Source organism: Mongoliitalea daihaiensis (assembly GCF_021596945.1).
GTDB lineage: Bacteria > Bacteroidota > Bacteroidia > Cytophagales > Cyclobacteriaceae > Mongoliitalea > Mongoliitalea daihaiensis.
Window position 1 is genome coordinate 163,088 of the sequence record NZ_CP063779.1, and the last position, 24,152, is coordinate 187,239.

Below are 24,152 nucleotides of genomic sequence, written 5' to 3' on the forward strand. Positions count from 1 at the left end.
GCTTGTTCGTCTTAGGAGTATTTTCTACCCTTCCAAACAGTTTTTCCAGGCCAAAAATAATAAACTATCGTACACCAAGCGGTAAAGAAATAATAAATTTCAAATAGGCATAAATGCCAAATTTTTATTTTTTGAGCTGTTTTTGATGCAAAAAAAACAAGAAAAAGAGACTGAATTAGCAATTTGCCCAGCCACAGCAATATTCCTTTCCAAAACGATAAAATCACGAGGATCACAATAGCTGGAAAAAACAACACCTGCAAGCCTAACAACACTTTCCAATACACCGGCAAACCCATGGCACCACGCATCCACCGCTTGCGTTGTTGGAGCAAGCCAGTAAAAGTAGGGATCAATTGTGTGGTAATCAGGTTATCCGAACTGACGAGATGAATATGCTTCCCTCCTAATCTTGAAATACATCTAGACATCTCAAAATCCTCTGTCAAGCTATGATAAGTTTGTTGAAAACCTCCAGTCTGCGCATAATCACTTCTGCGCAACAACATATTATTACCCATAGAAGTAATATTGGTCCCTAGGTCCGAAACTATCTTGACCATACCCAAATTGAGCCACCAATCCAACGACTGCATGACAGCAAAGGTATTGGAAGCTTCTACATGAGTCACGCCTGTCACCATAGCAGCATCTGCATCCTTGGCAGCACCCACCATGGCTTTCACCCATGAAGCTGGTAGATTACAATCGGCATCTGTAAACAACAGATATTCCCCTACCGCATGTGTACATAAATGCTGCAATGCCCATGCTTTCCCATTGCCCGTGAAATCAGCTGGCTTATCTAAAGAAAAAAAATTCACATGTGAAAAGTTAACTGCCCATGATTGCAGCAATGTACCTGTCTCATCCTCACTTCCATCGTCTCCTAAAATGATTTGCAAAGAATCCAAAGGATAATCTAAGGACTCAAGAGATGCCACTATTCTGGGAACATTTGTCGCCTCGTTGCGAAATGGGATGAGTATACTAACCAGCGGCCAACTACATGTGGTTTTTTTTGATCTGTCAAAACTCTTAAAATTAACGTGCAGAAATACAATCAATAGCACATCCTGCAAAATCAACCCACCAACAATCCCTAACGCCACGAATGCCATCATAAGCTCGCTGTCTGAAATCCTTGATCAGTTACCCAAGACAAGTAGTCTGGAAGTACTTTCCTGATTTTATCCCTGGTCTTTTCCTGATCATGAAAGAGCACAATCGACCCAGCTTGCGTATACTGCATGGACTTTTGCAAGCATGTTGATGCAGCTTGTTGCGGATCGTAATCCCCGCTCAAAACATCCCATAAAACAATTTCATAGGTATTTTTCAGCGCATCTAATTGCCCCTTGTTCATCACTCCATACGGTGGACGGAAAAGTCTGGGAGAACACCCGAGCGTATCTTGAATGGCATGCTGACAGCGAAGGACATCTTTTAAATACGTCCAATCCTTGGTTTGAGTGCCTTTGAGATGATGAAATGTGTGATTGCCAATACTATGTCCATTTGCCAGCAGTTCCTGCGCTAAGGTTGCATGTTTGACTACATTATCCCCTACAACAAAGAAGGTTGCAGTCATCGATCGCAGGGCTAAAAGTTCTAAAATAAAATCTGTCACACCAGGTACGGGACCGTCATCAAAAGTCAGGTAAATCTTGGGAGCATCCCTGTCTTTGTGCCAGGTAATATCTTTGAGCAGATAGGGAATCCAAGAAGGTATATGATGCAGTACCATGATCGTTTAGGAAAATTGTATGCTCAGCATAGTCACATCATCTCGCTGTGGCGCTCCTTGATTGAAACCCTTTAACTCCTGAAAAAACAGGGCATGAAACTCATCCGGATTCAGATGTAACCGCTTCTTTACAAACTGCATAAATCGATGATCTCCATACTCTTCTTCTTGAGGATTCATACTTTCAGTCAAGCCATCTGTATATAAATGAATGGTAAAGCCTTTGAGATGTTCTCGACTACCCACTTCCAAAAAAGGCAACTCTTCAAAGGCACCAAGGATAGTCGTCCCCGCTCCTAGCAATTCAGATCTATTTTCTTTTTCCCAACATAAAACAGGAGGATTGTGACCTGCATTGATGTAGGAAAGTTTCCGCTCTTTGTAATTATAGTAGCCTAAGAAAAAGGTTATGAATCGCTCTCCCTTAGTATTTTCAAAAAGTGTATAATTTAATTGCTCTACAATCATCTGTAGATCAGAGGAACTCCGCAACAAGGTCCGCAAAGCAGCCTGAAAATTTGACATCAATAAGGCGGCAGGCATCCCCTTTCCCGATACATCCGCAATGCAGAAAAACACTTCATCTTTAGATTTATGAATCAAATCATAGTAATCACCACCTACCGTGGAATGTGGCACATAGGTGACTTTGGCGTGCAAAGGCGAAGACTTTGGCAATTGAGCTGGAAAAAGCATGCGCTGCACATTACTTGCAATCTCTACTTCTCTATTCAAACGCTCCTGTTCCAATTGCTTTTTGGCAAAACGCTTATTTTCCAATGCGACTACCAGAATATTGGTCAAAGCTTGAGTAAAGTCCAAATCAAGCTCTAACTCGGGATCCTTTTTGCGAAGGAAAAGAATCGCCAACATGTTGTCTTTGTGAAAAACCGGTAAGTAATTTTCAAGCTCACCAAAAGAATAGCCCTGATCTACTTCCAAGTTAAGTGTACCCGCAGATTTGTCATAGGTTACAGAACTTCTTGGGATAAACTCAGGGACAACGCCCTTGACCCCATGTGCAAGTTTCTTTTCATAGGATTCACTACCTTGCATGTACAGCAATATGGATTTGATATTTAAGTGTACCAAGCAGGTAAACTTAAAAATATCCAGCAGGACATTTGCAGGCTTATTCTCATTGATCGCTTGCGTGATCTCCAGTAGTGCCTTAAGCTCTAATTCTTTTTTATGATATTTTTCTGTTTGCAACGTCAATGATCTATCAATTAAAGAGCATTATGCTCCATTAAACCTTTTTTAGTAGCTAAATAATATAAGTTTTGGCCCTCTTTTTTGAAATCAACCGTGCGGAAAACCTCCTCATCAGGCTCGAATAAACACTTGATGAAGCCTTTTTGGCATAAGGATGCAAGTGTATCCAACAATTGAGCATCTTCCCAACCCAAGGTATCTTTGATATAATCATAATGTTGGACAAAATACAACTCATCCAATAAATCAAATTCCAGATCTGTCATGGATTTTTACCTATTTATTTCGCTAAATTAATGCTATCTGAAAGATTTTCTTCCCTTCCATTCGATTTTTCGAAAAAAAGTCTGAATACCAACCGCTACCACATATACAGGATGTACCAGCGAAGTCAGTAGCCATACTTTAGGTGGTTGGGATATCCCATATGATTGCAACAGTGCCCCTAACACAAATCGTTCCACATACACCTTCATCGCAAGCAACAAACAAGCCAACCACCAAAACTCCGGTGATAAAAACGGAAAAATGAATAAGAAAAAAAATCCCATTTGAACTAGCGTTGGGAACAACGCAGCAAGCACGTGGTAGTTGAATCCGTGAGCTCTCCATTTGGATGCCCAACGAATTCGTTGCTGAAACAACTTCCGCCAGTTCTCTATTGGTTCAGTAAATACGAGTGCTTCAGGTTCAGCCTGAAAAGCTATCGCAGAAGGGCCGAAACAAGTATTGATTTTTTTTAACAAAAATTCATCATCTCCTGAAAGTACTTGCTCGTTGCCCGTATATCCCTCCACCTGTTGAAAAGCAGACTTTCGATACAGCATATTGGCAGCACTGCACATCAGCGGCTTTCCTGTGTATATCCCCATTCGCGTCACAAGTCCAATACTTGCCCAATCCACTTGTTGAAATCCGTGGAAAAACCCTCCCTTATCTATACTCATCACAGGTCCTGCCACCAATTGGGTATGCTCCTGCAATCCAAACGCCATAGCTTCAATCCAATTTGTAGAAACTACACAATCGGCATCAGTCGTCAAAATCAGCTCATAAGCACTGTTTTCAAGAGCATAACTGACGGCAGCCTTCTTACCTTCACCTGGATTGGAAAGTAAACGAATCTTGAACTGAGGAAATCTCTCTTGGATTTGTCTAACAATCAGACAACTTTTATCCGTCGAATGATCATCCACACATAAAATCTCAAAAACAGGATACTTATTGGAAAGAATGCTTTCCAAGCACTGATTCAAATGCATCGCTTCATTTCTAAACGGCAAAATAATACTCACAGGTTTATGCTTGCTTGAAAGATGCAATTTGTGCGGAACACTTGCTAGCCGATGCAAGCCTAACAAAAGGAGCTGATAAACTATCCCAAAGAATATGTACAAGGTAAACATGAAATGGCGTAATTTGCAGGAATGAGTAATGTAATCAAAAAACCCGCTTCCGAAAAAATTATTTTAGGTATTGACCCCGGCACAAATGTGATGGGTTATGGCTTAATCTTGGTGGAAGGGAATAAATACAGTCTACTACAGTTTGGAGTGATTCATTTAAAAAAATATACCACTCATGAACTTAAATTAAAAAAAATCTTTGAACGCATCACAGGACTAATCGATGAGTTTCATCCCGATGGAGTTGCATTGGAAGCTCCATTTTATGGCGAAAATATACAATCCATGCTCAAATTGGGAAGAGCACAAGGCGTGGCTATGGCAGCAGCCTTGGCCAGAGAAATTCCTATTGCTGAATATTCCCCCAAAAAAGTCAAACAATCAGTAACCGGAAATGGAAATGCTTCTAAAGAGCAAGTAGCCGAAATGTTGAAGACCCTGCTGCATATTCAGGAATTGCCCAAACTTTTAGATGCCACAGACGCATTGGCGGTAGCACTATGCCATCATTTTCATGCAGGAAGATTGCAGACAAGGGGTAGAACAGGCGGCTGGAAATCCTTTTTACAAGAAAATCCAGACCGTCTTAAATCTTAAAAACTTTTCCCTACGGATAATTGCAGCGTTCTGTTTTTGACATTGAAGTCAAAGTAATTTAGACTAATCAACCCATAATCATAGGCAATTTGTACATTGAAACCTTGAGGTAAGTCCATCCCTACGCCTACCAAAGCAGACAAATCATATCCTCGCAAAATAGCAGTAGTCTGTGAAATGGTACCATCTGGATTTGTTCTTTTTCTTCCAGCAAGTATACTCGCTTGAGGTCCCAAAAATGCATTGAACTGATCCAAAAATTTATAACGGGCTATCACAGGAACACTGAGATAATTGAAATTTTCCGAGATACCTGAGCTTTTTTGATCATTATATCCTTTTTGACTGTAATAAGCCCCAGCTTCCAATACAATGTTTTCCTTCCACTCATAAGCATAATAGGCCCCAAGATGAATCCCCGCACGGTTAGCAAATGCAAACTGATTGATATTGGACACATTTGCCCCTGCACGTACCCCGAACTGAGCATTTGCCTGCATCCCTACCGAAGAAAGTATCAATAGGAGAAGTAGTTTTTTCATGGCTTCTATTGTTTTAATTATTGGTGATTTTGATACTTTTCAAAACGCCCCGAATATACTAGAATCCACGAATGAATCATGCAAAATGATCAGAAAAACTTGAGTTCACTGCTCACGGTTAACTGCTCACTAGTCACCAATCACTTCCCCCTTGATTTTTTGCGAAATTTTCTTTAACTATTCAGGCCAATTAGCCAAACATAAACCCAAACAGCTCATGAAGAACCTCCCCTACTCTTTTCAAACACTAATTCCCCTCCTTATACTAGTCTTGATTTTTGGATGCTCAGAAAGCAGCACAGAGATGACTTTTGACTCCAGCAAACTCAGAAAAGCAAGTCAGGAAGAAGTAGATCAAGTAGTCGAAGCATTTATCATGGCTCAAGATGGTGAAGTAATTGAAATTCCTGCTGGATTTTATGCCATCAAAACCCAACTGATTTTAGACAACAAATCCAATATCACCATCAAAGGTGCTGGAATGGCCGAAACGGTATTATCCTTTCGAGATCTTAGGTCGGGCGGTGAAGGTGTCAAATTGGTTGGAAATAATATTCGTATACAAGATCTTAGCATTGAAGATGCCCCAGGTGATGGCATCAAAAGCCAGCACTGCGACGGAATTACATTTTACCGCATCAATGTCACGTGGACCAACGGAGACAAATCCAAAAATGGCACCTACGCCATCTATCCCGTCCAATGTAAAAATGTACTCATAGATGAATGCATTGCCTCCCATTCCAAGGATGCGGGAATTTATGTAGGACAATCGGAAAATATCATCGTCAGAAATTCATTGGCTTTCGGAAATGTGGCTGGCATCGAAATCGAAAACTCTGATAATGCAGAAGTATATGGGAACACAGCACGGGATAATTCAGGCGGCATTTTGGTATTTAACTTGCCAGGATTACCCAAATCAGATGGAATAGGCACCAAGATCTACGATAATGACATCCTCTCCAATAATCATGTCAATTTTGCCACTCCTATAGGCGAAGATCCCAACGGCAATACGGTAACCATGATTCCTCCCGGTTCGGGAATCGTTTTATTAGCCGCAAAGGATGTGGAAATCTACAACAATCGAATTCACCAAAACAAGACGGTAGGCATTGCTATCGCCAATTACCATGTCACAGGTTTCCCCATGGATGCCGCCAATTGGTCACCTTTTTCAAAAAATATCTACCTACACAGCAATGATTATCAACGCAGCAGAAAGATCCCAGATCTTAGCAAAGAAATGGGACAATTGATATCGGTATACAACGCCCATGGCAAAGGGAAAAGTCAGGATATTGTGTACGATGGATTTTGGGATACATCGGTAGCCTCAAGCATAGAAGAAAATCCTATGAATATTTGTATCAAGGAAGCCTCTATGGACAAACTCCGCTTCACCCTATTTGACCTGTGGGAAGGGGAATCCAATATCAAGTCCTCCAAGGACCATAGTTTCTTCAACTGTTCCCTTAGCATCTCCACTGATGTATCTTCACTAAGTTTAGCCAATTAATATGCGTAGTAGTTATTTCATACCTTTCTATTTTTCCCTGTTGATGGTATTTGCTTGTTCCCAGCCAACAAAAGAACAACATGCGGTAATTGCTTTGCCGGAATTTGTAGACTTTCAAGCACCCGATAAAAATCCAGCTGAATTAAATTTGGATGAATTCCCATTGGCTAAATTATCGGATTACGGTTTTTTCAAAGGAGTCATGCGAAGCCTTACCCCCAATGAAGGCGTATTGTTGTATGAACCCGCTTCTTCCTTATTCACAGATTATGCATTCAAATCCCGATACATTTGGATGCCGGAGGGGACTGCTGCGAGTATTCACACGGATGAGGAAGGCACGATGGATTTTCCCGCGGGAACAGTCATTATCAAAAACTTTTATTACCCCATGGATTTCCGTAAACCCGAGGAAGAGCGTAGAATCATAGAAACTCGCTTGATGGTGAAAGCTAATGAACAATGGGAGGCCTACCCCTATGTTTGGTCAGATGATCAATCCGATGCGCAGCTAAAAGTAATCGGAGGGGAAAAACAAGTGAGTTGGATTGATGAGGAAGGACAAACACAGCTTATCAATTACATCATTCCGAACAAAAATCAATGCAAGAGCTGCCATAACATCCATGAGCAGCTTGCCCCGATAGGAGTAAAAGTCAAGCATTTGAATCATGCCATCACTTTTGAAGATGGTACTCAGAATCAATTGGTCAAATGGGCTGATACAGGCAAACTCAACAACTTCTCACTTGAAAGCACTTACCCCACCATGATCAATTACCAAGACAAAAGCCAATCACTCGAATTGAGAGCCCGAGCCTATTTGGACATCAACTGTGCCCATTGCCATCGGGCAGAAGCACCTGCCAGTACTTCGGGGCTATTTTTGACCTATGAAGAAACAGAACCACTACAATTGGGGATACTCAAAACACCTGTGGCAGCAGGTTTCGGAGCAGGAAGTTTTAAATACGACATTGTCCCCGGCAAAGCCGATGAATCCATCCTCACCTACCGCATGGGTACCAACCAAGTCGGCGCCGCCATGCCCGAAATCGGCAGAGTTACCGTGCATCAAGAAGGATTAGAGCTAATAAAACGATGGATTAACGAGATGTAAATATGTGGATGTGGATAAGGCAGATGGTTGGTTTATTTTAGATCTTAGATTTCAGATTTAATCTGTGCTAATCTGCGAAATCTGTGGACTTTTTAACTTTAGATTTTAGACCTGCCTACCGTAGGGAAGTTTGAGGATTGGAGTAAATGCTAAGCTTTGAGTTGAAATAAAAAAATCTATCCAACATCATCAATCCTATTGATAAAAAAGAAATTAACAATGATCCCTTCGTGTAATCCGTGTCATTCGTGGACTATTCTATTTTAGATTTTAGAAGGCAGATTTCAGATTTATTCTGTGCTAATCTGCGAAATCTGTGGACTTTTAAATTTTAGATTTCAAAATTCGTGAAATTACTAGGCCATGCGCCAACAATAAAAATCTATCCAACATCATCAATCCTATCGATAAAAAAGAAACTAACACTGATCCCTTCGTGTAATCCGTGTCATTCGTGGACTATTCTATTTTAGATTTTGGAAGGTAGATTTCAGATTTAATCTGTGCTAATCTGCGAAATCTGTGGACTTTTTAACTTTAGATTTTAGACCTGCCTACCGCAGGGAGGTTTGAGGATTAGAGTAATTGCTAAGCTTTGAGTTGAAATAAAAAAATCTATACAAACACATCAATCCTATTGATAAAAAAGAAACTAACACTGATCCCTTCGTGTAATCCGTGTCATTCGTGGACTATTCTATTTTAGATTTTAGAAGGTAGATTTCAGATTTATTCTGTGCTAATCTGCGAAATCTGTGGACTTTTTGATTTTAGAATTCGTGTCATTCCTGCCTGCCATTCGTGGACCGCCTAAAAATAATTAACCGCGAAGCAAGCCAAGATTTTGCGCCAAGTACCCAAAACCAACAAAACTTTGTGCCTTCGTGCCTTTGTGGCAAACCATTCCAAAAACAGCGCCTTTGAGCCCCTGTCTTCCGCCAGGCAGGTCTGCGTGAAACAAAAAAACCTCCCCCATTTTCGTGGAAGAGGCCTTTCTTTAGTTCCAATAATTCTTAGAATGTATAACCAACCGAGACAGTAAATCCACGATTGTAGACATCTACATTAGAATTTTTGAACACAGGCTGCATTCCGTAATTGTAAGACGCCTGCACGTTAAAACTTTTCGCTGGATTGAAACCAACACCTACTACCGCACCAAAATCCCTTTCACGAACAGCATTGGTATCGAAACCTACCGTAGATCCAAACAAATCTCCCTCAAATCGGGAAGATTGCAAAAATGATAGCTGTGGACCTGCGAAAACATTAAACGCACTACCTACATACAAACGAGCCAATACAGGTATATCAACATAACCCAACACCGCCCGGGAATTGGCAAAGTCATTATTTTTCGTGCCTCTAATAGAATAGTATACTCCAGGTTCTACCGCCAAAAAAGGTAAAATTGGTACTGTTGCATATAAACCTACACTTAATCCCGTTCTATTGGAATAATCATCATCCTGAATATCCCCACCTCCAAAAGTAGAAAAGTTGACACCTCCACGGACACCTATACCTAATCTGCTCTGATCCTGCGCTTGCACAGCAAGTACACTAAAAACAAATGCACATACTAATAATAACTTTTTCATAGTATAAATAATAGTTGGTTATGACTTATATATATCCAATACCATGCCAACATATAACTTATACTATAAATAAATAAATTATATTTATATCCCAATTAAACTACTACCTTGTCTATGTAGCTAGAGTTCAAAATGCCCAGAGCTCCCATATACTTTAAATCAAATTTGATCGTATCTCCTACTGCATAGCCCTTGGGATTGGTACCTATGTTCAAAACAAGCATATCCGAACTAGCTCCCAAAATTTCCAACTCCCCATCCTCTGCAATCAAGTACTTAGGATCAATATCCAATAATCCAATATCCAAAATAGCGCGGAAAGATGATTTGCCATACAAATCCTCATCAATTTCCAAGACCTCACCCTGGGGATTGGCAGCCAAAACACCCGTAGGTAATAAAGGTTTTTCCTGCATTTCAATGATCTCTGCATACAGCTCAAACACATCCCCATGCATGCCTTCAATCACTTTCTCCTCAAATAGATCCACACCAAAGTATAATGTCTCCCCTATCCTAAAATGATTGACTCCTTTAGGCAATTGCTGATGGAGCATCAAAGGAATCGTTACAGAAGTACCTGCAGAAACCCACGGAATTTTTTTATTAAACTTGAGCTCAATGATCTGTTTGTACAAACTCAATTGGATCAATTTATCGGTGGACGGCATTACTCCATTCAAACAATTCAAATTGGTTCCTAAGCCAATGATTTCAATATTGGGCAGGTCAAAAACCTGTGCATAAAAATCCACTAAATGATCTCCCATCACGCCTTCCCTCAAATCTCCCGTTTCCACCATAATAATGATTTTATGGGTCTTACACTGTTTCACAGCTTCTTCTGAAATCCAGCGGATAGAATTCAGTTCACTATTCAGACTGACATCCGCATAGGTCACCATTTTGGCAACATTACGCTTGGATACAGGCTTGATGTAGACTGTTTGTATTTCCGGATTGAGCTCCTTGATTTTTGCAAGATTACTGATGCGTGAGTCATGAATTTCCCGAACACCCAAATCAATCAACTCTTTCAAAAATTTCCGGTTTCCACAAAACAACTTCGAAACCACTCCCCAAGAGACATCATGCTTTTCAAACATCCCTCGCAAGAATTTAAAATTCTCTGATAGTTTTTGCCTATGTAAAGTCAGATATGCCATTTTTAGTTGTTCGTTTAGTAGTCACTTGTAGTTTACGTTGTACCCTACTTTGTACCAAGTAGGGTTTTGGGTGGTAGAAACGAGAAGCGAGACTTGCCTGCTGCAAGCAGGAGAAGAGAAATTAAACTACAGTCTCGGTCTTGAAAATACTTGACACTTTTTTCATTGTTTTTCTTTTGTCTCCAATGCTTTTGCTTCTTTCTAGATGGATAAATCCCAATCCTTACAGTTTTCAAAGATATATCCCTTTGATTTGATGTGTTTTATAACGTTCCATGATAGTGGGTTAAAACCTACGTATATGAATTAGGAGATACTCATGTTTTCCCAAGTTAAAACCCTGGGTAATGGCTGGAGCTAACTAGTTGATTCTTAATTTTTCTCTTTGGGTACAAATTTTTCAATGCGAATTTTTCTGCGTTTTCCGTGTATTCTGTGAGCTTGGTCTCTTGTTTCTTGATTCTTGGCTCTTGGTTCTACTCTCGTTTCTCGCTTCTCGCTCCTGCTTGAGGCAGGCAAGTCTAAACTCTTCCTTTGGTAAGTCTCATCTCCAAATACTTATTCGTAAACCCTAAAGACTCATACAGTCCTTTGGCAGGGTTATCCGGTTCTACGTGAAGGGCGATATCTCCTTGGGCTAAGTCAATAGCTGTTTGCATTAATTTTTTACCAACGCCTTTTCCCCGTTGAGAGCTGTCAACTGCGATATATACCAGAATATTTTCAGGAATATAGCCAGACATCCCTGTTTTGTTGACGATTACTGCCCCTACTACCGCTTGGTTTTCTCTCGCCATCACTACAAATCCACCTTTATCTACTGCTTGATCCAATGCATAATCCAAACATTTCATGATATGCTCATGCGGATCTCCATATTTTTCTAAGTGAACAAATAGAAAATCTGCAATTTCTTTTTTCTGTAAATAGGTAGCTTGATCCATTGCGGATAGCGTTTCTATACTAGGCATATTTTGTAATTTTATTTTGTTTATAATCTCTATTAAATACACTTACAAGCAAATACATTGCTAAAGAGGCCAATACTCCGAAAAAATTTGGGTCTAAGCCCCATAAAAGCTCCCAACCTAACAAACCCAACCCAGCTGTAACCACCCCTCCTGTCAGCATGGCAAATACAGCAGCCAAGGGATTTCTATGGATAGTAAAGAGTCCAAATAAAATCGGCACCAACAGACCCGACACCATAAATGCATAGCTATACAACATCAAGTCCAATACATTGGTCATGTGTAAGGCTACTACAAGTGCGATTACTCCTAAAATTAAGGTAAATAACTGACTGTACCGAATTTGGGCCTGTTCGGACTTCGGTTGCAACCATGAACCAAAGATATCGGTGCTAAGATTTCCCGATGCTGCCATCAAACAAGAGTCAGCTGTGGATAGCACTGCCGAAAAATAGGCCGCCATCATCAATCCCAAAATGCCCGGCGGTAAAATTGTTCTTAATAGGATTGGTAAACCCATTTCAGGATCCATCACATCCAAATCGATGATCAGCATTCCTTGCTCAAAGGCCACTTTGGACAATAATCCCAAGGATACACCCATAAAAGCCATGATAGGCCACTCAAAAAGACCTGCAATAAACCAGGCTTTCTTGGCTGAGGCTACATCCCTGCTTGCAAATATCCGCTGATATAGGGTCATCCCAATAAACCAAATGGGAATGATGGTAATACCCCAGTTAGCCAAATCCTGCCAGCGAAGATTGGTCAACGAAAAATAAGCATCCGGTAAGGTGGCCTGTATTTGTTCCCAACCACCCACATAAAAGTAGGCTACCGGCAAACCGATAAAAATAAAACCCAGCATTAGAATAATCCACTGTACAGTGTCAGTGTAAATTACAGCCTTTAAGCCTCCTAGCACGGTATAAACCACTGCTATGACACCCATTAAGACCAAGGCCTCTGTCAAACCCAGTGTTAGAAATGTCCCTGAGGCCAATTTTGCACCCGCCAACAACTGAGAAGACGTAAAACCGAGATATCCTATCAACGAGATAATAGCTGCAATAACCCCTACCTTTTTGTCAAATAGATATTCGAAGATCTGAGGAAAGGTGTAAAAGTTTGCAAAAGCAGGATCACTCTTCACTCGAGGAATCAAAAAAACTGCTGCCAACCAGGCGCCCAAAAGCCCTGTAAACAACATCCAACTACCCGAAAGGCCCATTACAAAGCCCAATCCTCCCAACCCAACAGAGAAGCCTCCACCTACATCAGTAGCTACAACGGACAATCCAATATGCCAGCTCCCAATATTCCTTCCTCCTACGTAGTAATCGTCCTGATTTTTATTTTGGCGCATGAAGTAATACCCTACGCCTAACATCAGTACCATGTACCCGACAAATATGCCGAGGTCAATGTAATGCATGTTTTTCTAGATAAAATAAAACAAAATTTTTAATTGATATAATATTTCAAATTTACAAAAATAAAATTTTGTTTAAAAGCATGAAACCGTAAAATAAAACCTTTTCTAAAAACTCGTATCCTTATATTTTTATAGTATTTACATTTCTAGCTCCTAAATTAATGCATTAAAAATCTAGAAATTTTTAACAGAACAACACTTATCTGCAAACTCTTAAGGGAATTACCATTATTCAAGAGAGAATCTAATCACTATCGGATTGTCATCCCTATCCACCTGATTCACATCCACATATCTCAACAGGGGATGATCCTTAGCTAATTTCCCTTCCTCTTTCAATCGGTGATACACACTTGGGAAAATATAGCAATAAAAATAGGAACCGCTAGTAGCTACGATTTTTACTCGAAAATCAGATTGTTTCCCGATTGAAATAATTCGTTCTTCTTCTTTATCAACCAATGCATGATAGTAAAATTCCCCACCTAGAAATTGAAAATAAAGATGCTTTTCAGTTTCTGAGAAATTAGTTAAAAACTTAAAGGAATTGTTGGTTAAAAACTCAACTTCATTTCCACGATAGGACTTCAATTCCTCATTGCTTGGAAAATTTGAAGAAAACAGAAAGTCATACGCAGGCTTGACTCCTTCTTTCGTAAGGCTATACACAGTAGAAGTGCCTAAAATTGGAGACAGCAGGAACTCACCCTCACGAGCAGAAGGATAAAATCGATCATCAATTGGAGCCCCAAACTGAAATGGAATAAAATATTCTACGGTGTCTGATGCTTTCCTAATCAAATGATACTTATTGTATGCTGTGATTTGAATCATGTCCTTTCGCTGCTCCGATGGGATAGGAGTCCATAGGTAATAGACATCATTGATACTCACATGGTGAATGTAATTGATATCCCCTTTTATCCCATCCAAGGAAATAGTTTCCAAAAAATCCAAGCTTATCAAATCAAATACCTGAATGGTTTTCAACTCAAAGATTTCAATGGTGTTCTTTTTAAAATTCACAAACACATCGGTCATATGTTAGGTATTCATTCGGACCTTGACCTTTCTTATCTAAAACACGAAGGATATTCCCATGTTGATCAAAAATGACTGCCTTCCTTAAAGTCAAGTCTATGGTTACAATGATCTGCTCATCCGGTGAAACAAAGACTTTATCCAACCTAGAAAGAATGGATTCATCGGTAGTTTCCAAATAGATAACTTCCTCTACCGTTATAGTAGACGGCCATTGAAATTCAATCTTTGGATCAACACTCAATAAAACCGAAGGGATTTTCTTGCCTAAAAACTCCTCACTTGCCTGTTTTTGAGCACAAGAAATTGTCATGTGCAACAAACAAAAAAATAAAACTAGATTTTTCATGTTGACTTACAATCCTTAAAAATTCAAAAAACACAAAAGCCAGCAATGATGCTGGCTTTTGACTTAATAATTAATTGCTAAATTGTTATACCAACTCTGTATTGCTCACCACAGCAGAGAAATACTCTCTGTTCATACGGGCAATATTGGTAATAGAAATGCCTTTTGGACACTGCGCCTCGCAGGCACCTGTGTTGGTACATGCTCCAAAGCCTTCTGAATCCATTTGAGCTACCATTTTCTCTGCTCTGCGCTTACGCTCTACTTGTCCCTGAGGCAATAAAGCCAGTTGGGAAACTTTCGCAGAAGTAAACAACATGGCAGATGCGTTTTTACAAGCGGCTACGCAAGCTCCGCAACCGATACACTGAGCTGCATCCATCGCTAAGTCTGCGATCGTCTTAGGAATTGGAATCTCATTGGCATCAGGCACACCACCGGTGTTGACGGATACATAACCACCTGCTTGGATGATTCTGTCAAATGCAGAACGGTCTACGACCAAGTCCTTCATCACAGGGAAGGCTTTTGCTCTCCATGGCTCGATCGTGATGGTTTCTCCATCACTGAAGGAACGCATGTGCAATTGGCAAGTAGTGGTCTGTAGTGGCCCGTGGGGATTTCCGTTGATGTACAAGGAACACATCCCACAGATACCTTCTCTACAGTCGTGATCAAAGTGAACTGGATCTTCACCTTTCTCAGATAATTGCTCATTCAATACATCCAACATTTCCAAAAACGACATGTCTTTTGAAATACCGGATACTTTATATTCTTTGAATCCTCCCTTATCGGAATTATTCTTTTGTCTCCAAATTTTTAATGTTAAATTCATGGCTCTTACGAGTTTAAATTGGGTTGATTACTTGTAACTTCTTTGGGTCAACTTCACATTTTCAAACACAAGAGGCTCCTTGTGTAATTCCTCCTCTTGTCCCTCTCCCATGTACTTCCATGCTGCCACGTAAGCATAGTTCTCGTCATCTCTCAAGGCTTCGCCTTCAGGAGTCTGATACTCTTCTCTAAAGTGACCTCCACAGGATTCATTTCTGCTCAAGGCATCATCCACCATCAATTCACCCAATTCGATGAAATCAGCAACTCTGTGAGCTTTTTCCAAGGATTGATTCAATTCATCGCCTCCACCAAGTACATTGACATTGGACCAGAATTCAGCCTTTAAATCTTTGATCATCTGCTTGGCCTTTTTCAAACCTTCTTCATTTCTAGCCATACCACAGTAATTCCACATGATTTTACCTAAGCGCTTGTGGAAATGATCTACTGTCTTTTCTCCTTTGATGGTTAATAACTTTTGGATACGATCCTGAACTTCTTTTTCGGCCTTTTTGAATTCCGGATGATCCGTAGAAACTTTTTCATAAGGCGTTTGAGCCAGATAGTCACCAATAGTGTACGGAATTACAAAATACCCATCCGCCAAGCCTTGCATCAAAGCAGAAGCTCCTAATCTGTTGGCTCCATGATCAGAGAAGTTTGCCTCACCCAACGCATACAAACCTGGTACTGTCGTCATCAAATTATAATCTACCCACAAACCACCCATGGTATAGTGTACCGCAGGATAAATCATCATTGGCATTTCGTAAGGATCTTCACCGGTGATTTGCTTGTACATGTCAAACAAGTTGCCGTATTTTCCTTCGATAGTTTTTCTGCCATCACGCTTGATCGCATCACGGAAATCCAAGAATACAGCCTCACCCGTTTCGTTAACTCCTCTGCCTTCATCGCACACGTATTTCGCATTTCTGGAAGCTACATCACGAGGTACCAAGTTACCAAACGAAGGATATTTTCTTTCCAAGAAATAATCCCTGTCTGATTCAGGAATATCATTGGCTTTGATTTGACCTTTTCTAAGTTTTTCTGCTACTTCTACAGTTGCTGGAACCCATACTCTACCATCATTTCTTAAAGACTCGGACATCAAAGTCAACTTGGACTGATGATCGCCTGATACAGGGATACATGTTGGGTGAATTTGGGTAAAGCAAGGATTTGCCATGTAAGCACCTTTTTTGTGTGCTCTCCAAGCAGCCGTCACATTAGAACCCATCGCATTGGTGGAAAGGAAGAATACGTTACCATATCCACCTGTACATAACAACACTGCGTGAGCACTGTGGGATTCCAAAGCACCTGTGATCAAGTTTCGGGTGATAATACCACGTGCTTTACCATCCACAGTTACCACATCCATCATTTCGGTACGTGGATATAATTTAACCTTACCATTGGCTACTTGCCTAGAAAGTGCAGAATAAGCACCCAACAACAATTGCTGTCCGGTTTGGCCTCTTGCATAGAATGTACGGGAAACCTGTGCGCCACCGAATGAACGGTTGGCCAACAAACCTCCGTACTCTCTTGCAAAGGGTACACCTTGCGCCACACATTGGTCGATGATGCTTACAGATACTTCGGCAAGACGATATACGTTGCCTTCTCTTGCTCTGTAATCACCACCTTTGACGGTATCGTAGAATAGACGATATACGGAATCGCCATCATTTTGATAATTTTTAGCCGCATTGATCCCGCCTTGAGCTGCAATAGAGTGCGCTCTTCTCGGGCTATCTTGAAAACAAAATGCTTTGACATTGTAACCTAACTCTGCAAGGGAAGCCGCCGCAGAAGCACCTGCAAGACCAGTTCCCACTACGATCACTTCATACTTCCTCTTGTTGGCCGGGTTGACCAACTTCACGTTGAACTTATGTTTGGTCCACTTTTCTCCAATGGGACCAGCAGGTATTTTAGAATCCAGTATCATTTTACTATGATTTAATTACTAATCTTCAAACTAATTACTACAAGCTTTGAATATACATGACTATCGGTATCAAAGCGAACAAGGCAGGGATCAAAATGGAAAAACCAGCTCCAACCTTTTGAATCAATGGTGAGTATTTCACATGATTCAAGCCAAGTGTCTGAAATGCACTTGCAAACCCATGGGATAAATGAAAAGCCAAAAAGCCCATAGAAATCACATATACCAACACATAAATAATGTTGGAATAAGACGCAGCTACGATTGCATAGATGTCATCGAAACTTTCTCCATCGATTAAAGTCGTTGGTAGTGTGCCAAACTTGGCTTCGTACCAAAACCCTCTTAAATGCACGATCAAGAAGATTAAAATAACGGTACCCAAAACACCCATGTTTCTGGATGCCCATGTACTGCTTTTTCCTTCTTTACTCATAGCATAACCTACTGGTCTCGACTTTTTATTGTGTTGAGTAAGTAGGATGGAGTAAATAATGTGGATGAGAATGAATGCAAAGTTACCAATAGAAACAACTTTGATGAAAGGATTGTTAGCCATGGTATGTGCATATACATTGAAAGATTCTCCATTGTCAGGTAAGAGTAGCTGCAAATTACCAGCTAAATGCACTACCAAGAACAAAATGAGAAACAAACCGGTTAGAGCCATTAATAATTTACGGCCTAGTGTACTACTTAAGGTTTTTGATACCCAACTCATATGTGTTTTTCTTAAACGTTCGATTGATTTAGTTTAAAACTTTGATGCCAAATTTACATCTGCAAAAATTAGCAAACAAAGCTTATTCAATCGGTTCAACTTATTTTAAAACGTTCTAAATAAGTGTTCAAACAAGTATTTTTTAGGTTTAATTGATACACTTTTAACCAGCTGTTCAATTTTATTGTTTGATAAATACTAAATAAATCATCTCGAAATGGTAATTTTCGTATAAATTAAAAGCTGAAAAAAGAAACTCATGAAAATCAAGGCGCTCTTTTTATTTATTATCCTACTGAATTTCAGTTTTTTAAAGTCTTCCTACGCAACACATATTCGTGCTGGGGAGATTATTGCTGAACGAATTTCTACTCAAACCCTCACCTACAGGATTACAGTCGTGGGTTATACGGATACTCGTTCCAACGTCATTTTTGGCCCTGGAGAAATTAATTTTGGAGATGGAAGAGAGGTGACACTGAACACCGAAGCTGAAATTGCCTTTACAGAACCTTTAGGTAACCAAATTGAGAAAAATACTTTTGTAGTCACCCATACCTATCAAGGACCAGGGCAGTATGTCATTCGATTCCGGGAATTCAACCGGAATGACCGTACACTTAATATGGATAACTCGGTAGATACGCCTTTTTACGTGGAAACCATGATTACGATTGATCCATTTATTGGTATCAATAACTCCCCTGTATTGACTATTCCTCCAGTGGACAATGGCGGTGTTAATATTCGATACATTCACAATCCTGGAGCCTATGACCCGGATGGAGACAGCATTGCCTATTTATTTGATGAAAACACTGTCCGTCCCCGTCAGGCATTCCAACGATTTGTAAACAATTACAGAAGCCCTGCATCTTCAGAATTCAGTTTCAATAGAGAAGACGGAAGTCCCAATCCTTTTATTTCCATGAATAGAGATGGAGATTTAATTTGGGACGCACCAGGTTTGGCGGGTCAGTACAACATTGCCTTCCAGATACAAGAATGGAGAAAAATCGATGGACAATATCGGCTCATTGGGTATGTAGTCCGGGATATGCAGATTATTATTGAAAACACCAATAATAGAAGACCTGAATTGATTTTACCACCTGATCTCTGTGTAGTAGCTGGGACACGTATTGAGGAAATAATCCAAGGAGTGGATCCGGACGGTGACCCCATACGGATAGAAGTATTTGGAGACCCCATTGAAATTAGTCCTAGCGCTACCTATACGCCAGTCAGTGTATTCCAGCCTAGTCCAGGAATCGTAACTTTCAATTGGCAAACTGTTTGTTCTCATGTGCGTGAAAGGGAGTACCAGGTACGTATACGGATTTCAGACCAACCTAGATCAGGGCCATCCCTTGTAGATATCCGAACATGGAATATACGAGTCATTGGTCCACCTCCTGTGGTCGATGATTTAGTACAACAGCAGGGAAGATCTGTGGATATTCGTTGGGACCCTTACACCTGTGCCAATTCAGCGCAAACCATGCAAGTATGGAGACGAATCAATTCCGATCCCTATGAACCTGATTCCTGTGAAACGGGTATTCGTGCTGGATTTGAATTGGTGGGTACTACCAATATGCAAACTTTCAATTTCATTGATACCAATGGAGGAAATGGATTAGCACCTGGCAACACTTATTGCTATCGCTTGGTAGCGGCTTTCCCTCAACCTCGATCGGGAGAAAGCATCGTTTCCGAAGAAATCTGTATTACAATAGATGTCGATGTGCCACTGATTACCAATGTGAGCGTGGAAGCAACAGATCCAGAAAATGGAGAAATTTTCGTCCGCTGGACACCTCCCTATGATATTGATCAGGAGCAATTCCCAGGTCCGTTTAATTACGAATTGATCCGAAGCACAGGGTTTACAGGGAATCAAAATCGTGTTTCTTTATTAACCACGGATGACACTGTTTTCACAGACACTGGACTCAATACAGAAAATCTTGTGTACAATTATCGGGTGATTTTAAGAGAAAACACCACTGTTATTGACAGTTCGAGCAAAGCCTCTTCTGTGCGACTAGAACCTACAATTATCAACGAAGCCATTGAATTGAATTGGACATTTGATGTTCCATGGAATAATTCGGTTGGAGAATTCGCTCATGAAGTTTACAGAAACCGCACAGATCCTTTGGCGCAGGATGCAGATACCTTCACATTGATAGCCGAAGTAAATCCAGTAACAGAAGGTTTCCGCTATTTTGACGATGGTTCTCACAATGGAGTGACACTTCAAAAAGAAATTGAGTATTGCTACTATGTCGTCACCAAAGGAAATTACAATGTAGACATGATAGAATTCCCGCTGGAAAACAAATCGCAAATTATCTGTGCAAGACCAGATGACGATAGGCTACCATGTCCTCCAATCCTTACATTCGAAGGACCCGATTGTGCAGATTTCTTATCTGATAAACCATGTAATTTTAACAATTTTGAACATGAGTTGAGTTGGGAGCCAGATTTCTCGGGTGTTTGCGATGATGAATTGAGCGGCTATCGTTTGTATTTCAGAGACAATGATGGAGATGGCCCATTTGATATGATTCGGACGTTTACCGTGTTTGAATCATCAGCAGTTATCCGGAACCTCCCAACATATAGAGGTTGCTATTACATCACAGCAGTGGATCGATCAGGCAATGAAAGTGAGCCAAGTAATACCGTATGTGTTGATAATTGTCCTAATTACGAGTTGCCGAACGCCTTTACGCCAAATAACGATGGAGTAAATGATACATTCATGGCCTTTGATACACCTTTCATCAGATGCCCACGATTTGTACTTGGGGTGGAAATCTCCATCGTGAATAGATGGGGTGTAGAAATGTTCCGATATAACAGTACCCAATCAGCAGAAAATGATATCTTCATTCGCTGGAACGGGCGTGATAAAAACAACAATGAAGTTCCTGCAGGAACCTATTTCTACGAAGCAACTGTCAATTTCGATGTCTTGGATCCTGCTTTGCGAATGCGTAAGTACAAAGGGACTGTCCAAGTACTTCGATGACAGTTACTGAAAAATTCCATATTGTCCTCTTCGATGGGGTTTGCAATTTGTGTAATAACTCGGTGGATTTCATTATCCGCCGAGATACCAAAAATGTATTTAAAGTTGGCGCAATACAAGATGCGCATACCCAAAGGCTCTTAGAGTCCTTTGAGATACCTGCGGATTATTTGGACTCCTTAATTTACATTCATCAAGATCAGGTGTATTACAAAAGCCGAGGGGCCTTAGAAATTACCCGAAACCTTGGAGGACTTTGGCCAATTTTATATGGATTGATCATCATTCCGGCATTTATCAGAGACCCCATCTACGATTGGATTGCCCGTAACCGCTACCGATGGTTTGGTAAGAAGGAAACATGCAGATTGCCCACATCTGAGGAACGGGCAAAATTCCTTACCGCCGAAGACTTAGAATAATAGAAAAAATAGATAAGCAATAATTAACCACTAAACTTTTTCCACTTATGAAGCTACAGGAAGTATTTGGGAACAATGAGGAATGGATTCAGAAGAAACTTTCCGAAAATCCAGCTTATTTTCATGAACTCTCCAAAGGACAGGAGCCAAAAATTCTTTACATAGGCTGTTCTGATTCCCGTGTGACTGCAGAGGAATTGATGGGCGTTGCTCCGGGGGATGTCTTTGTTCATCGAAATATCGCCAACTTGGTTATTGGCATTGATGTCAATGCCATGGCAGTTTTACATTATGCAGTGGACCATTTAAAAGTGGACCATATTGTCTTATGTGGACATTACTTTTGCGGAGGCGTAAAAGCTGCCATGCAAGCAGCCGATTTGGGTGTATTGAATCCTTGGCTACGAAATATCCGGGATGTGTACAGACTTCATCAAGCCGAGTTAGATGGGATTGAAAATGAAAATGACCGATACAATCGCCTGATCGAGTTAAATGTACAAGAACAATGCATCAACCTCCTCAAAACAGCCACTGTTCAAAAGGCTATTCGCCAAAGAGGTGTGCAAGTACATGGATGGGTTTTTGACGTTTCTACAGGAAAGCTGATAGACTTAAAGATAGATTTCAAAAGCATCCTCTCCAAAATCATGGAAATCTACGATTTGGGAGAGTAGATTAAAGAAGATTGCAATAATCCAGTTCCCCGTTTATTTAAAACATCTGGATAAATTTCGTTATCATATACCTTATTATCAGCGGATTCAGACCTGGCAGGTTTAAAAAACCTGTCAGGGTCTCTCCCTCCTTATTTCAATTTATTTCCACCTTATTTCAACTTTATTTCAACTCAAGCGGTAATCGTATTTCTTGCTAATATCTCAATATCAATCAATATCCAATATCTATTTTAGCCGCAGATCAGCCAGGATATTCACAGATGTTTTTCTGACGCAAATTGGAAGTACACCCCTCACCAATATTTCAATTTATTTCCACCTTATTTCTACTCTATTTCAACCCAATCGGCAATCGTATTTCCGGCTAAGATCTCAATATCAATCAATATCCAATATCTATTTTAGCCGAAAATCAGCCAGGATATTCACAGATGTTTTTCTGACGCAAATTGGAAGTACACCCCTCACCAATATTTCAATTTATTTCCACCTTATTTCTACTTTATTTCAACCCAATCGGCAATCGTATTTCCGGCTAATATCTAAATATCAATCAATATCCAATATCCATCAATATCCCATCAATCCGTTTTTCTTATATTTGCACTTCAATCAACATAAAACTTATGAAGGCATACGTTTTTCCAGGCCAAGGTGCCCAATTCCCAGGAATGGGAAAGGATCTCTATGAAAGCAATGAAGAAGCAAAGGCATTGTTTGAAAAAGCCAATGAAATCCTTGGTTTCAGAATTTCTGATATCATGTTTGAAGGTACAGACGAGGAACTCAAACAAACCAAAGTTACCCAACCTGCTATCTTTTTACACTCGGTGATTTTGGCCAAAACTTCTGCTGACTTCAATCCTGACATGGTAGCTGGCCACTCTTTGGGAGAGTTTTCTGCCTTGGTAGCGAATGGTGTGTTAGCTTTTGAGGATGGTTTGAAATTAGTGTATCAGCGAGCTTTAGCTATGCAGGAAGCATGTGAAATCAATCCATCCGGTATGGCGGCTATTCTTGGGTTGGAAGATGCTAAAGTTGAAGAAATCTGTGCAAGCATGGAAGGAGAGACCGTTGTTGCAGCTAATTACAACTGTCCTGGCCAATTGGTGATTTCCGGTTCCAACAAAGGAATTGAATTGGCTTGTGATGCTATGAAAGCCGCAGGTGCCAAGCGGGCATTGCCATTGCCTGTCGGTGGAGCATTTCACTCTCCCCTAATGGAGCCTGCCAGAGAGAAGTTAGAAAAAGCCATAGCCGCTACTACCTTCCATGAGCCATCCTGCCCTGTTTACCAAAATGTCAGCACTACAGCCGTTACAGATGTTCAGGAAATAAAAAATAACTTGATCGCGCAGTTAACAGCCCCAGTAAAATGGACCCAATCTGTTCAAAATATGGTTGCCGATGGAGCAATAGAATTTATTGAATGTGGCCCTGGCAAGGTGCTGCAAGGCTTGGTTAAGAAAATCCATAAAGAAGCAGAAGTGAGGAGTGTTTGATTTTAGATTTTAGATTTTAAGCCCCGGATGCATGTCTGGGGTTATTTTTTGAATTGGATTGGGTTGGGTCGGATTAGGCTAAAGCCACAACCCTATGGATGGGGAGGTCCCATCAAAATTAAGACAGGGAAAACTCATCAATTGCCTCCTGCTTTAGCTTAAGGCCAAAATAGTCATTCAAATCTTTTTTAGCTTTAGCCAAATACTCAGGAATGGGTTTCCAAATAATCCTCCATCCGATGGCTTGTGAAAAAATAAATAGAAATCAACAA

General features: G+C 40.5%; 22 protein-coding genes. 7 read left to right on the top strand and 15 right to left on the bottom strand.

Features of this window, described 5'->3' with window-relative positions:
- Positions 1 to 11: 11 nt before the first annotated feature.
- Genes IPZ59_RS00635 through IPZ59_RS00655 form a run of 5 tightly spaced genes read right to left on the bottom strand, consistent with a single transcriptional unit; the run spans position 12 to position 4,368 of the window.
- Positions 12 to 1,124: a glycosyltransferase gene (locus IPZ59_RS00635; protein WP_236137959.1), complete on the bottom strand. Its 1,113-nt coding sequence runs from the start codon at positions 1,122 to 1,124 to the stop codon at positions 12 to 14.
- A complete protein-coding gene (locus IPZ59_RS00640) occupies positions 1,121 to 1,747 on the bottom strand; it encodes a polysaccharide deacetylase family protein (protein WP_236137960.1) in 627 nt (208 codons plus the stop codon). The genes IPZ59_RS00635 and IPZ59_RS00640 overlap by 4 nt, the downstream gene beginning before the upstream one ends.
- Positions 1,748 to 1,753: 6 nt before the next feature.
- Positions 1,754 to 2,965, bottom strand: a complete 1,212-nt coding sequence (locus IPZ59_RS00645; RefSeq protein ID WP_236137961.1) for a PP2C family protein-serine/threonine phosphatase — start codon at positions 2,963 to 2,965, stop codon at positions 1,754 to 1,756.
- Positions 2,966 to 2,976: 11 nt separating this feature from the next.
- On the bottom strand, positions 2,977 to 3,228 hold the full coding sequence (locus IPZ59_RS00650; RefSeq protein ID WP_236137962.1) for a hypothetical protein: 252 nt from the start codon (positions 3,226 to 3,228) through the stop codon (positions 2,977 to 2,979).
- Between the two features lie 33 nt (positions 3,229 to 3,261).
- Complete coding sequence (locus IPZ59_RS00655) at positions 3,262 to 4,368, bottom strand: glycosyltransferase (protein WP_236137963.1); 1,107 nt, start codon at positions 4,366 to 4,368, stop codon at positions 3,262 to 3,264.
- A 21-nt stretch (positions 4,369 to 4,389) separates the two neighbouring features.
- Between IPZ59_RS00655 and ruvC the strand changes: the two genes are divergently transcribed.
- Entirely contained in the window at positions 4,390 to 4,965 is a 576-nt protein-coding gene (gene ruvC / locus IPZ59_RS00660; RefSeq protein ID WP_236137964.1) for a crossover junction endodeoxyribonuclease RuvC, read from the top strand.
- Here the strand turns inward: ruvC and IPZ59_RS00665 are convergent.
- Positions 4,962 to 5,507 (bottom strand): porin family protein, encoded by a 546-nt coding sequence (locus IPZ59_RS00665; protein WP_236137965.1) that lies wholly within the window; start codon positions 5,505 to 5,507, stop codon positions 4,962 to 4,964. The genes ruvC and IPZ59_RS00665 overlap by 4 nt on opposite strands.
- Positions 5,508 to 5,724: 217 nt before the next feature.
- Between IPZ59_RS00665 and IPZ59_RS00670 the strand changes: the two genes are divergently transcribed.
- Complete coding sequence (locus IPZ59_RS00670) at positions 5,725 to 7,029, top strand: parallel beta-helix domain-containing protein (RefSeq protein ID WP_236137966.1); 1,305 nt, start codon at positions 5,725 to 5,727, stop codon at positions 7,027 to 7,029.
- 1 nt (position 7,030) lies between these two features.
- Entirely contained in the window at positions 7,031 to 8,149 is a 1,119-nt protein-coding gene (locus tag IPZ59_RS00675; protein ID WP_236137967.1) for an SO2930 family diheme c-type cytochrome, read from the top strand.
- A gap of 1,013 nt (positions 8,150 to 9,162) precedes the next feature.
- Here IPZ59_RS00675 and IPZ59_RS00680 read toward each other — a convergent pair.
- The 9 genes from IPZ59_RS00680 to IPZ59_RS00715 all read right to left on the bottom strand — a co-directional run bounded on the left by IPZ59_RS00680 (position 9,163) and on the right by IPZ59_RS00715 (position 18,233).
- Positions 9,163 to 9,750 carry a porin family protein gene (locus IPZ59_RS00680; RefSeq protein ID WP_236137968.1) on the bottom strand — a complete coding sequence of 196 codons (588 nt, stop codon included), beginning with the start codon at positions 9,748 to 9,750 and terminating at the stop codon, positions 9,163 to 9,165.
- Between the two features lie 95 nt (positions 9,751 to 9,845).
- The gene (locus IPZ59_RS00685) at positions 9,846 to 10,916 is read right to left on the bottom strand and encodes an alanine racemase (protein ID WP_236137969.1); all 1,071 of its coding nucleotides are present in this window, start codon (positions 10,914 to 10,916) and stop codon (positions 9,846 to 9,848) included.
- 521 nt (positions 10,917 to 11,437) lie between these two features.
- On the bottom strand, positions 11,438 to 11,887 hold the full coding sequence (locus IPZ59_RS00690) for a GNAT family N-acetyltransferase (protein WP_236137970.1): 450 nt from the start codon (positions 11,885 to 11,887) through the stop codon (positions 11,438 to 11,440).
- A complete protein-coding gene (locus tag IPZ59_RS00695; protein ID WP_236137971.1) occupies positions 11,880 to 13,322 on the bottom strand; it encodes a sodium:solute symporter family protein in 1,443 nt (480 codons plus the stop codon). Before IPZ59_RS00695 ends, IPZ59_RS00690 begins: the two co-directional genes overlap by 8 nt.
- A gap of 228 nt (positions 13,323 to 13,550) precedes the next feature.
- A complete protein-coding gene (locus IPZ59_RS00700) occupies positions 13,551 to 14,363 on the bottom strand; it encodes a 6-bladed beta-propeller (RefSeq protein ID WP_262912242.1) in 813 nt (270 codons plus the stop codon).
- A complete protein-coding gene (locus IPZ59_RS20230) occupies positions 14,338 to 14,712 on the bottom strand; it encodes a 6-bladed beta-propeller (RefSeq protein WP_262912243.1) in 375 nt (124 codons plus the stop codon). The genes IPZ59_RS00700 and IPZ59_RS20230 overlap by 26 nt, the downstream gene beginning before the upstream one ends.
- Positions 14,713 to 14,797: 85 nt before the next feature.
- A complete protein-coding gene (locus IPZ59_RS00705; protein WP_236137972.1) occupies positions 14,798 to 15,550 on the bottom strand; it encodes a succinate dehydrogenase/fumarate reductase iron-sulfur subunit in 753 nt (250 codons plus the stop codon).
- Positions 15,551 to 15,577: 27 nt separating this feature from the next.
- Complete coding sequence (locus IPZ59_RS00710) at positions 15,578 to 17,512, bottom strand: fumarate reductase/succinate dehydrogenase flavoprotein subunit (RefSeq protein WP_236137973.1); 1,935 nt, start codon at positions 17,510 to 17,512, stop codon at positions 15,578 to 15,580.
- 37 nt (positions 17,513 to 17,549) lie between these two features.
- A complete protein-coding gene (locus tag IPZ59_RS00715; RefSeq protein WP_236137974.1) occupies positions 17,550 to 18,233 on the bottom strand; it encodes a succinate dehydrogenase cytochrome b subunit in 684 nt (227 codons plus the stop codon).
- 259 nt (positions 18,234 to 18,492) lie between these two features.
- Here IPZ59_RS00715 and IPZ59_RS00720 point away from each other — a divergent pair, with 259 nt between their 5' ends.
- The 4 genes from IPZ59_RS00720 (at position 18,493) to fabD (ending at position 23,880) form a co-directional block, all read left to right on the top strand.
- On the top strand, positions 18,493 to 21,276 hold the full coding sequence (locus tag IPZ59_RS00720) for a T9SS type B sorting domain-containing protein (protein ID WP_236137975.1): 2,784 nt from the start codon (positions 18,493 to 18,495) through the stop codon (positions 21,274 to 21,276).
- Complete coding sequence (locus IPZ59_RS00725) at positions 21,273 to 21,698, top strand: thiol-disulfide oxidoreductase DCC family protein (RefSeq protein ID WP_236137976.1); 426 nt, start codon at positions 21,273 to 21,275, stop codon at positions 21,696 to 21,698. The genes IPZ59_RS00720 and IPZ59_RS00725 overlap by 4 nt, the downstream gene beginning before the upstream one ends.
- 47 nt (positions 21,699 to 21,745) lie before the next feature.
- Complete coding sequence (locus tag IPZ59_RS00730; protein ID WP_236137977.1) at positions 21,746 to 22,375, top strand: carbonic anhydrase; 630 nt, start codon at positions 21,746 to 21,748, stop codon at positions 22,373 to 22,375.
- 629 nt (positions 22,376 to 23,004) lie between these two features.
- Entirely contained in the window at positions 23,005 to 23,880 is an 876-nt protein-coding gene (fabD, locus tag IPZ59_RS00735; protein WP_236137978.1) for an ACP S-malonyltransferase, read from the top strand.
- The last annotated feature ends 272 nt before the right edge of the window (positions 23,881 to 24,152 follow it).

Bases quoted from the DNA above. Each gene is read 5' to 3' on its own strand.
- IPZ59_RS00635 (WP_236137959.1), bottom strand. From the start codon at position 1,124: ATGATGGCATTCGTGGCGTTAGGGATTGTTGGTGGGTTGATTTTGCAG.
- IPZ59_RS00640 (WP_236137960.1), bottom strand. From the start codon at position 1,747: ATGGTACTGCATCATATACCTTCTTGGATTCCCTATCTGCTCAAAGAT.
- IPZ59_RS00650 (WP_236137962.1), bottom strand. From the start codon at position 3,228: ATGACAGATCTGGAATTTGATTTATTGGATGAGTTGTATTTTGTCCAA.
- IPZ59_RS00655 (WP_236137963.1), bottom strand. From the start codon at position 4,368: ATGTTTACCTTGTACATATTCTTTGGGATAGTTTATCAGCTCCTTTTG.
- ruvC (WP_236137964.1), top strand. From the start codon at position 4,390: ATGAGTAATGTAATCAAAAAACCCGCTTCCGAAAAAATTATTTTAGGT.
- IPZ59_RS00665 (WP_236137965.1), bottom strand. From the start codon at position 5,507: ATGAAAAAACTACTTCTCCTATTGATACTTTCTTCGGTAGGGATGCAG.
- IPZ59_RS00670 (WP_236137966.1), top strand. From the start codon at position 5,725: ATGAAGAACCTCCCCTACTCTTTTCAAACACTAATTCCCCTCCTTATA.
- IPZ59_RS00675 (WP_236137967.1), top strand. From the start codon at position 7,031: ATGCGTAGTAGTTATTTCATACCTTTCTATTTTTCCCTGTTGATGGTA.
- IPZ59_RS00680 (WP_236137968.1), bottom strand. From the start codon at position 9,750: ATGAAAAAGTTATTATTAGTATGTGCATTTGTTTTTAGTGTACTTGCT.
- IPZ59_RS00685 (WP_236137969.1), bottom strand. From the start codon at position 10,916: ATGGCATATCTGACTTTACATAGGCAAAAACTATCAGAGAATTTTAAA.
- IPZ59_RS00690 (WP_236137970.1), bottom strand. From the start codon at position 11,887: ATGCCTAGTATAGAAACGCTATCCGCAATGGATCAAGCTACCTATTTA.
- IPZ59_RS00695 (WP_236137971.1), bottom strand. From the start codon at position 13,322: ATGCATTACATTGACCTCGGCATATTTGTCGGGTACATGGTACTGATG.
- IPZ59_RS00700 (WP_262912242.1), bottom strand. From the start codon at position 14,363: ATGACCGATGTGTTTGTGAATTTTAAAAAGAACACCATTGAAATCTTT.
- IPZ59_RS20230 (WP_262912243.1), bottom strand. From the start codon at position 14,712: ATGAAAAATCTAGTTTTATTTTTTTGTTTGTTGCACATGACAATTTCT.
- IPZ59_RS00705 (WP_236137972.1), bottom strand. From the start codon at position 15,550: ATGAATTTAACATTAAAAATTTGGAGACAAAAGAATAATTCCGATAAG.
- IPZ59_RS00710 (WP_236137973.1), bottom strand. From the start codon at position 17,512: ATGATACTGGATTCTAAAATACCTGCTGGTCCCATTGGAGAAAAGTGG.
- IPZ59_RS00715 (WP_236137974.1), bottom strand. From the start codon at position 18,233: ATGAGTTGGGTATCAAAAACCTTAAGTAGTACACTAGGCCGTAAATTA.
- IPZ59_RS00720 (WP_236137975.1), top strand. From the start codon at position 18,493: ATGAAAATCAAGGCGCTCTTTTTATTTATTATCCTACTGAATTTCAGT.
- IPZ59_RS00725 (WP_236137976.1), top strand. From the start codon at position 21,273: ATGACAGTTACTGAAAAATTCCATATTGTCCTCTTCGATGGGGTTTGC.
- IPZ59_RS00730 (WP_236137977.1), top strand. From the start codon at position 21,746: ATGAAGCTACAGGAAGTATTTGGGAACAATGAGGAATGGATTCAGAAG.
- fabD (WP_236137978.1), top strand. From the start codon at position 23,005: ATGAAGGCATACGTTTTTCCAGGCCAAGGTGCCCAATTCCCAGGAATG.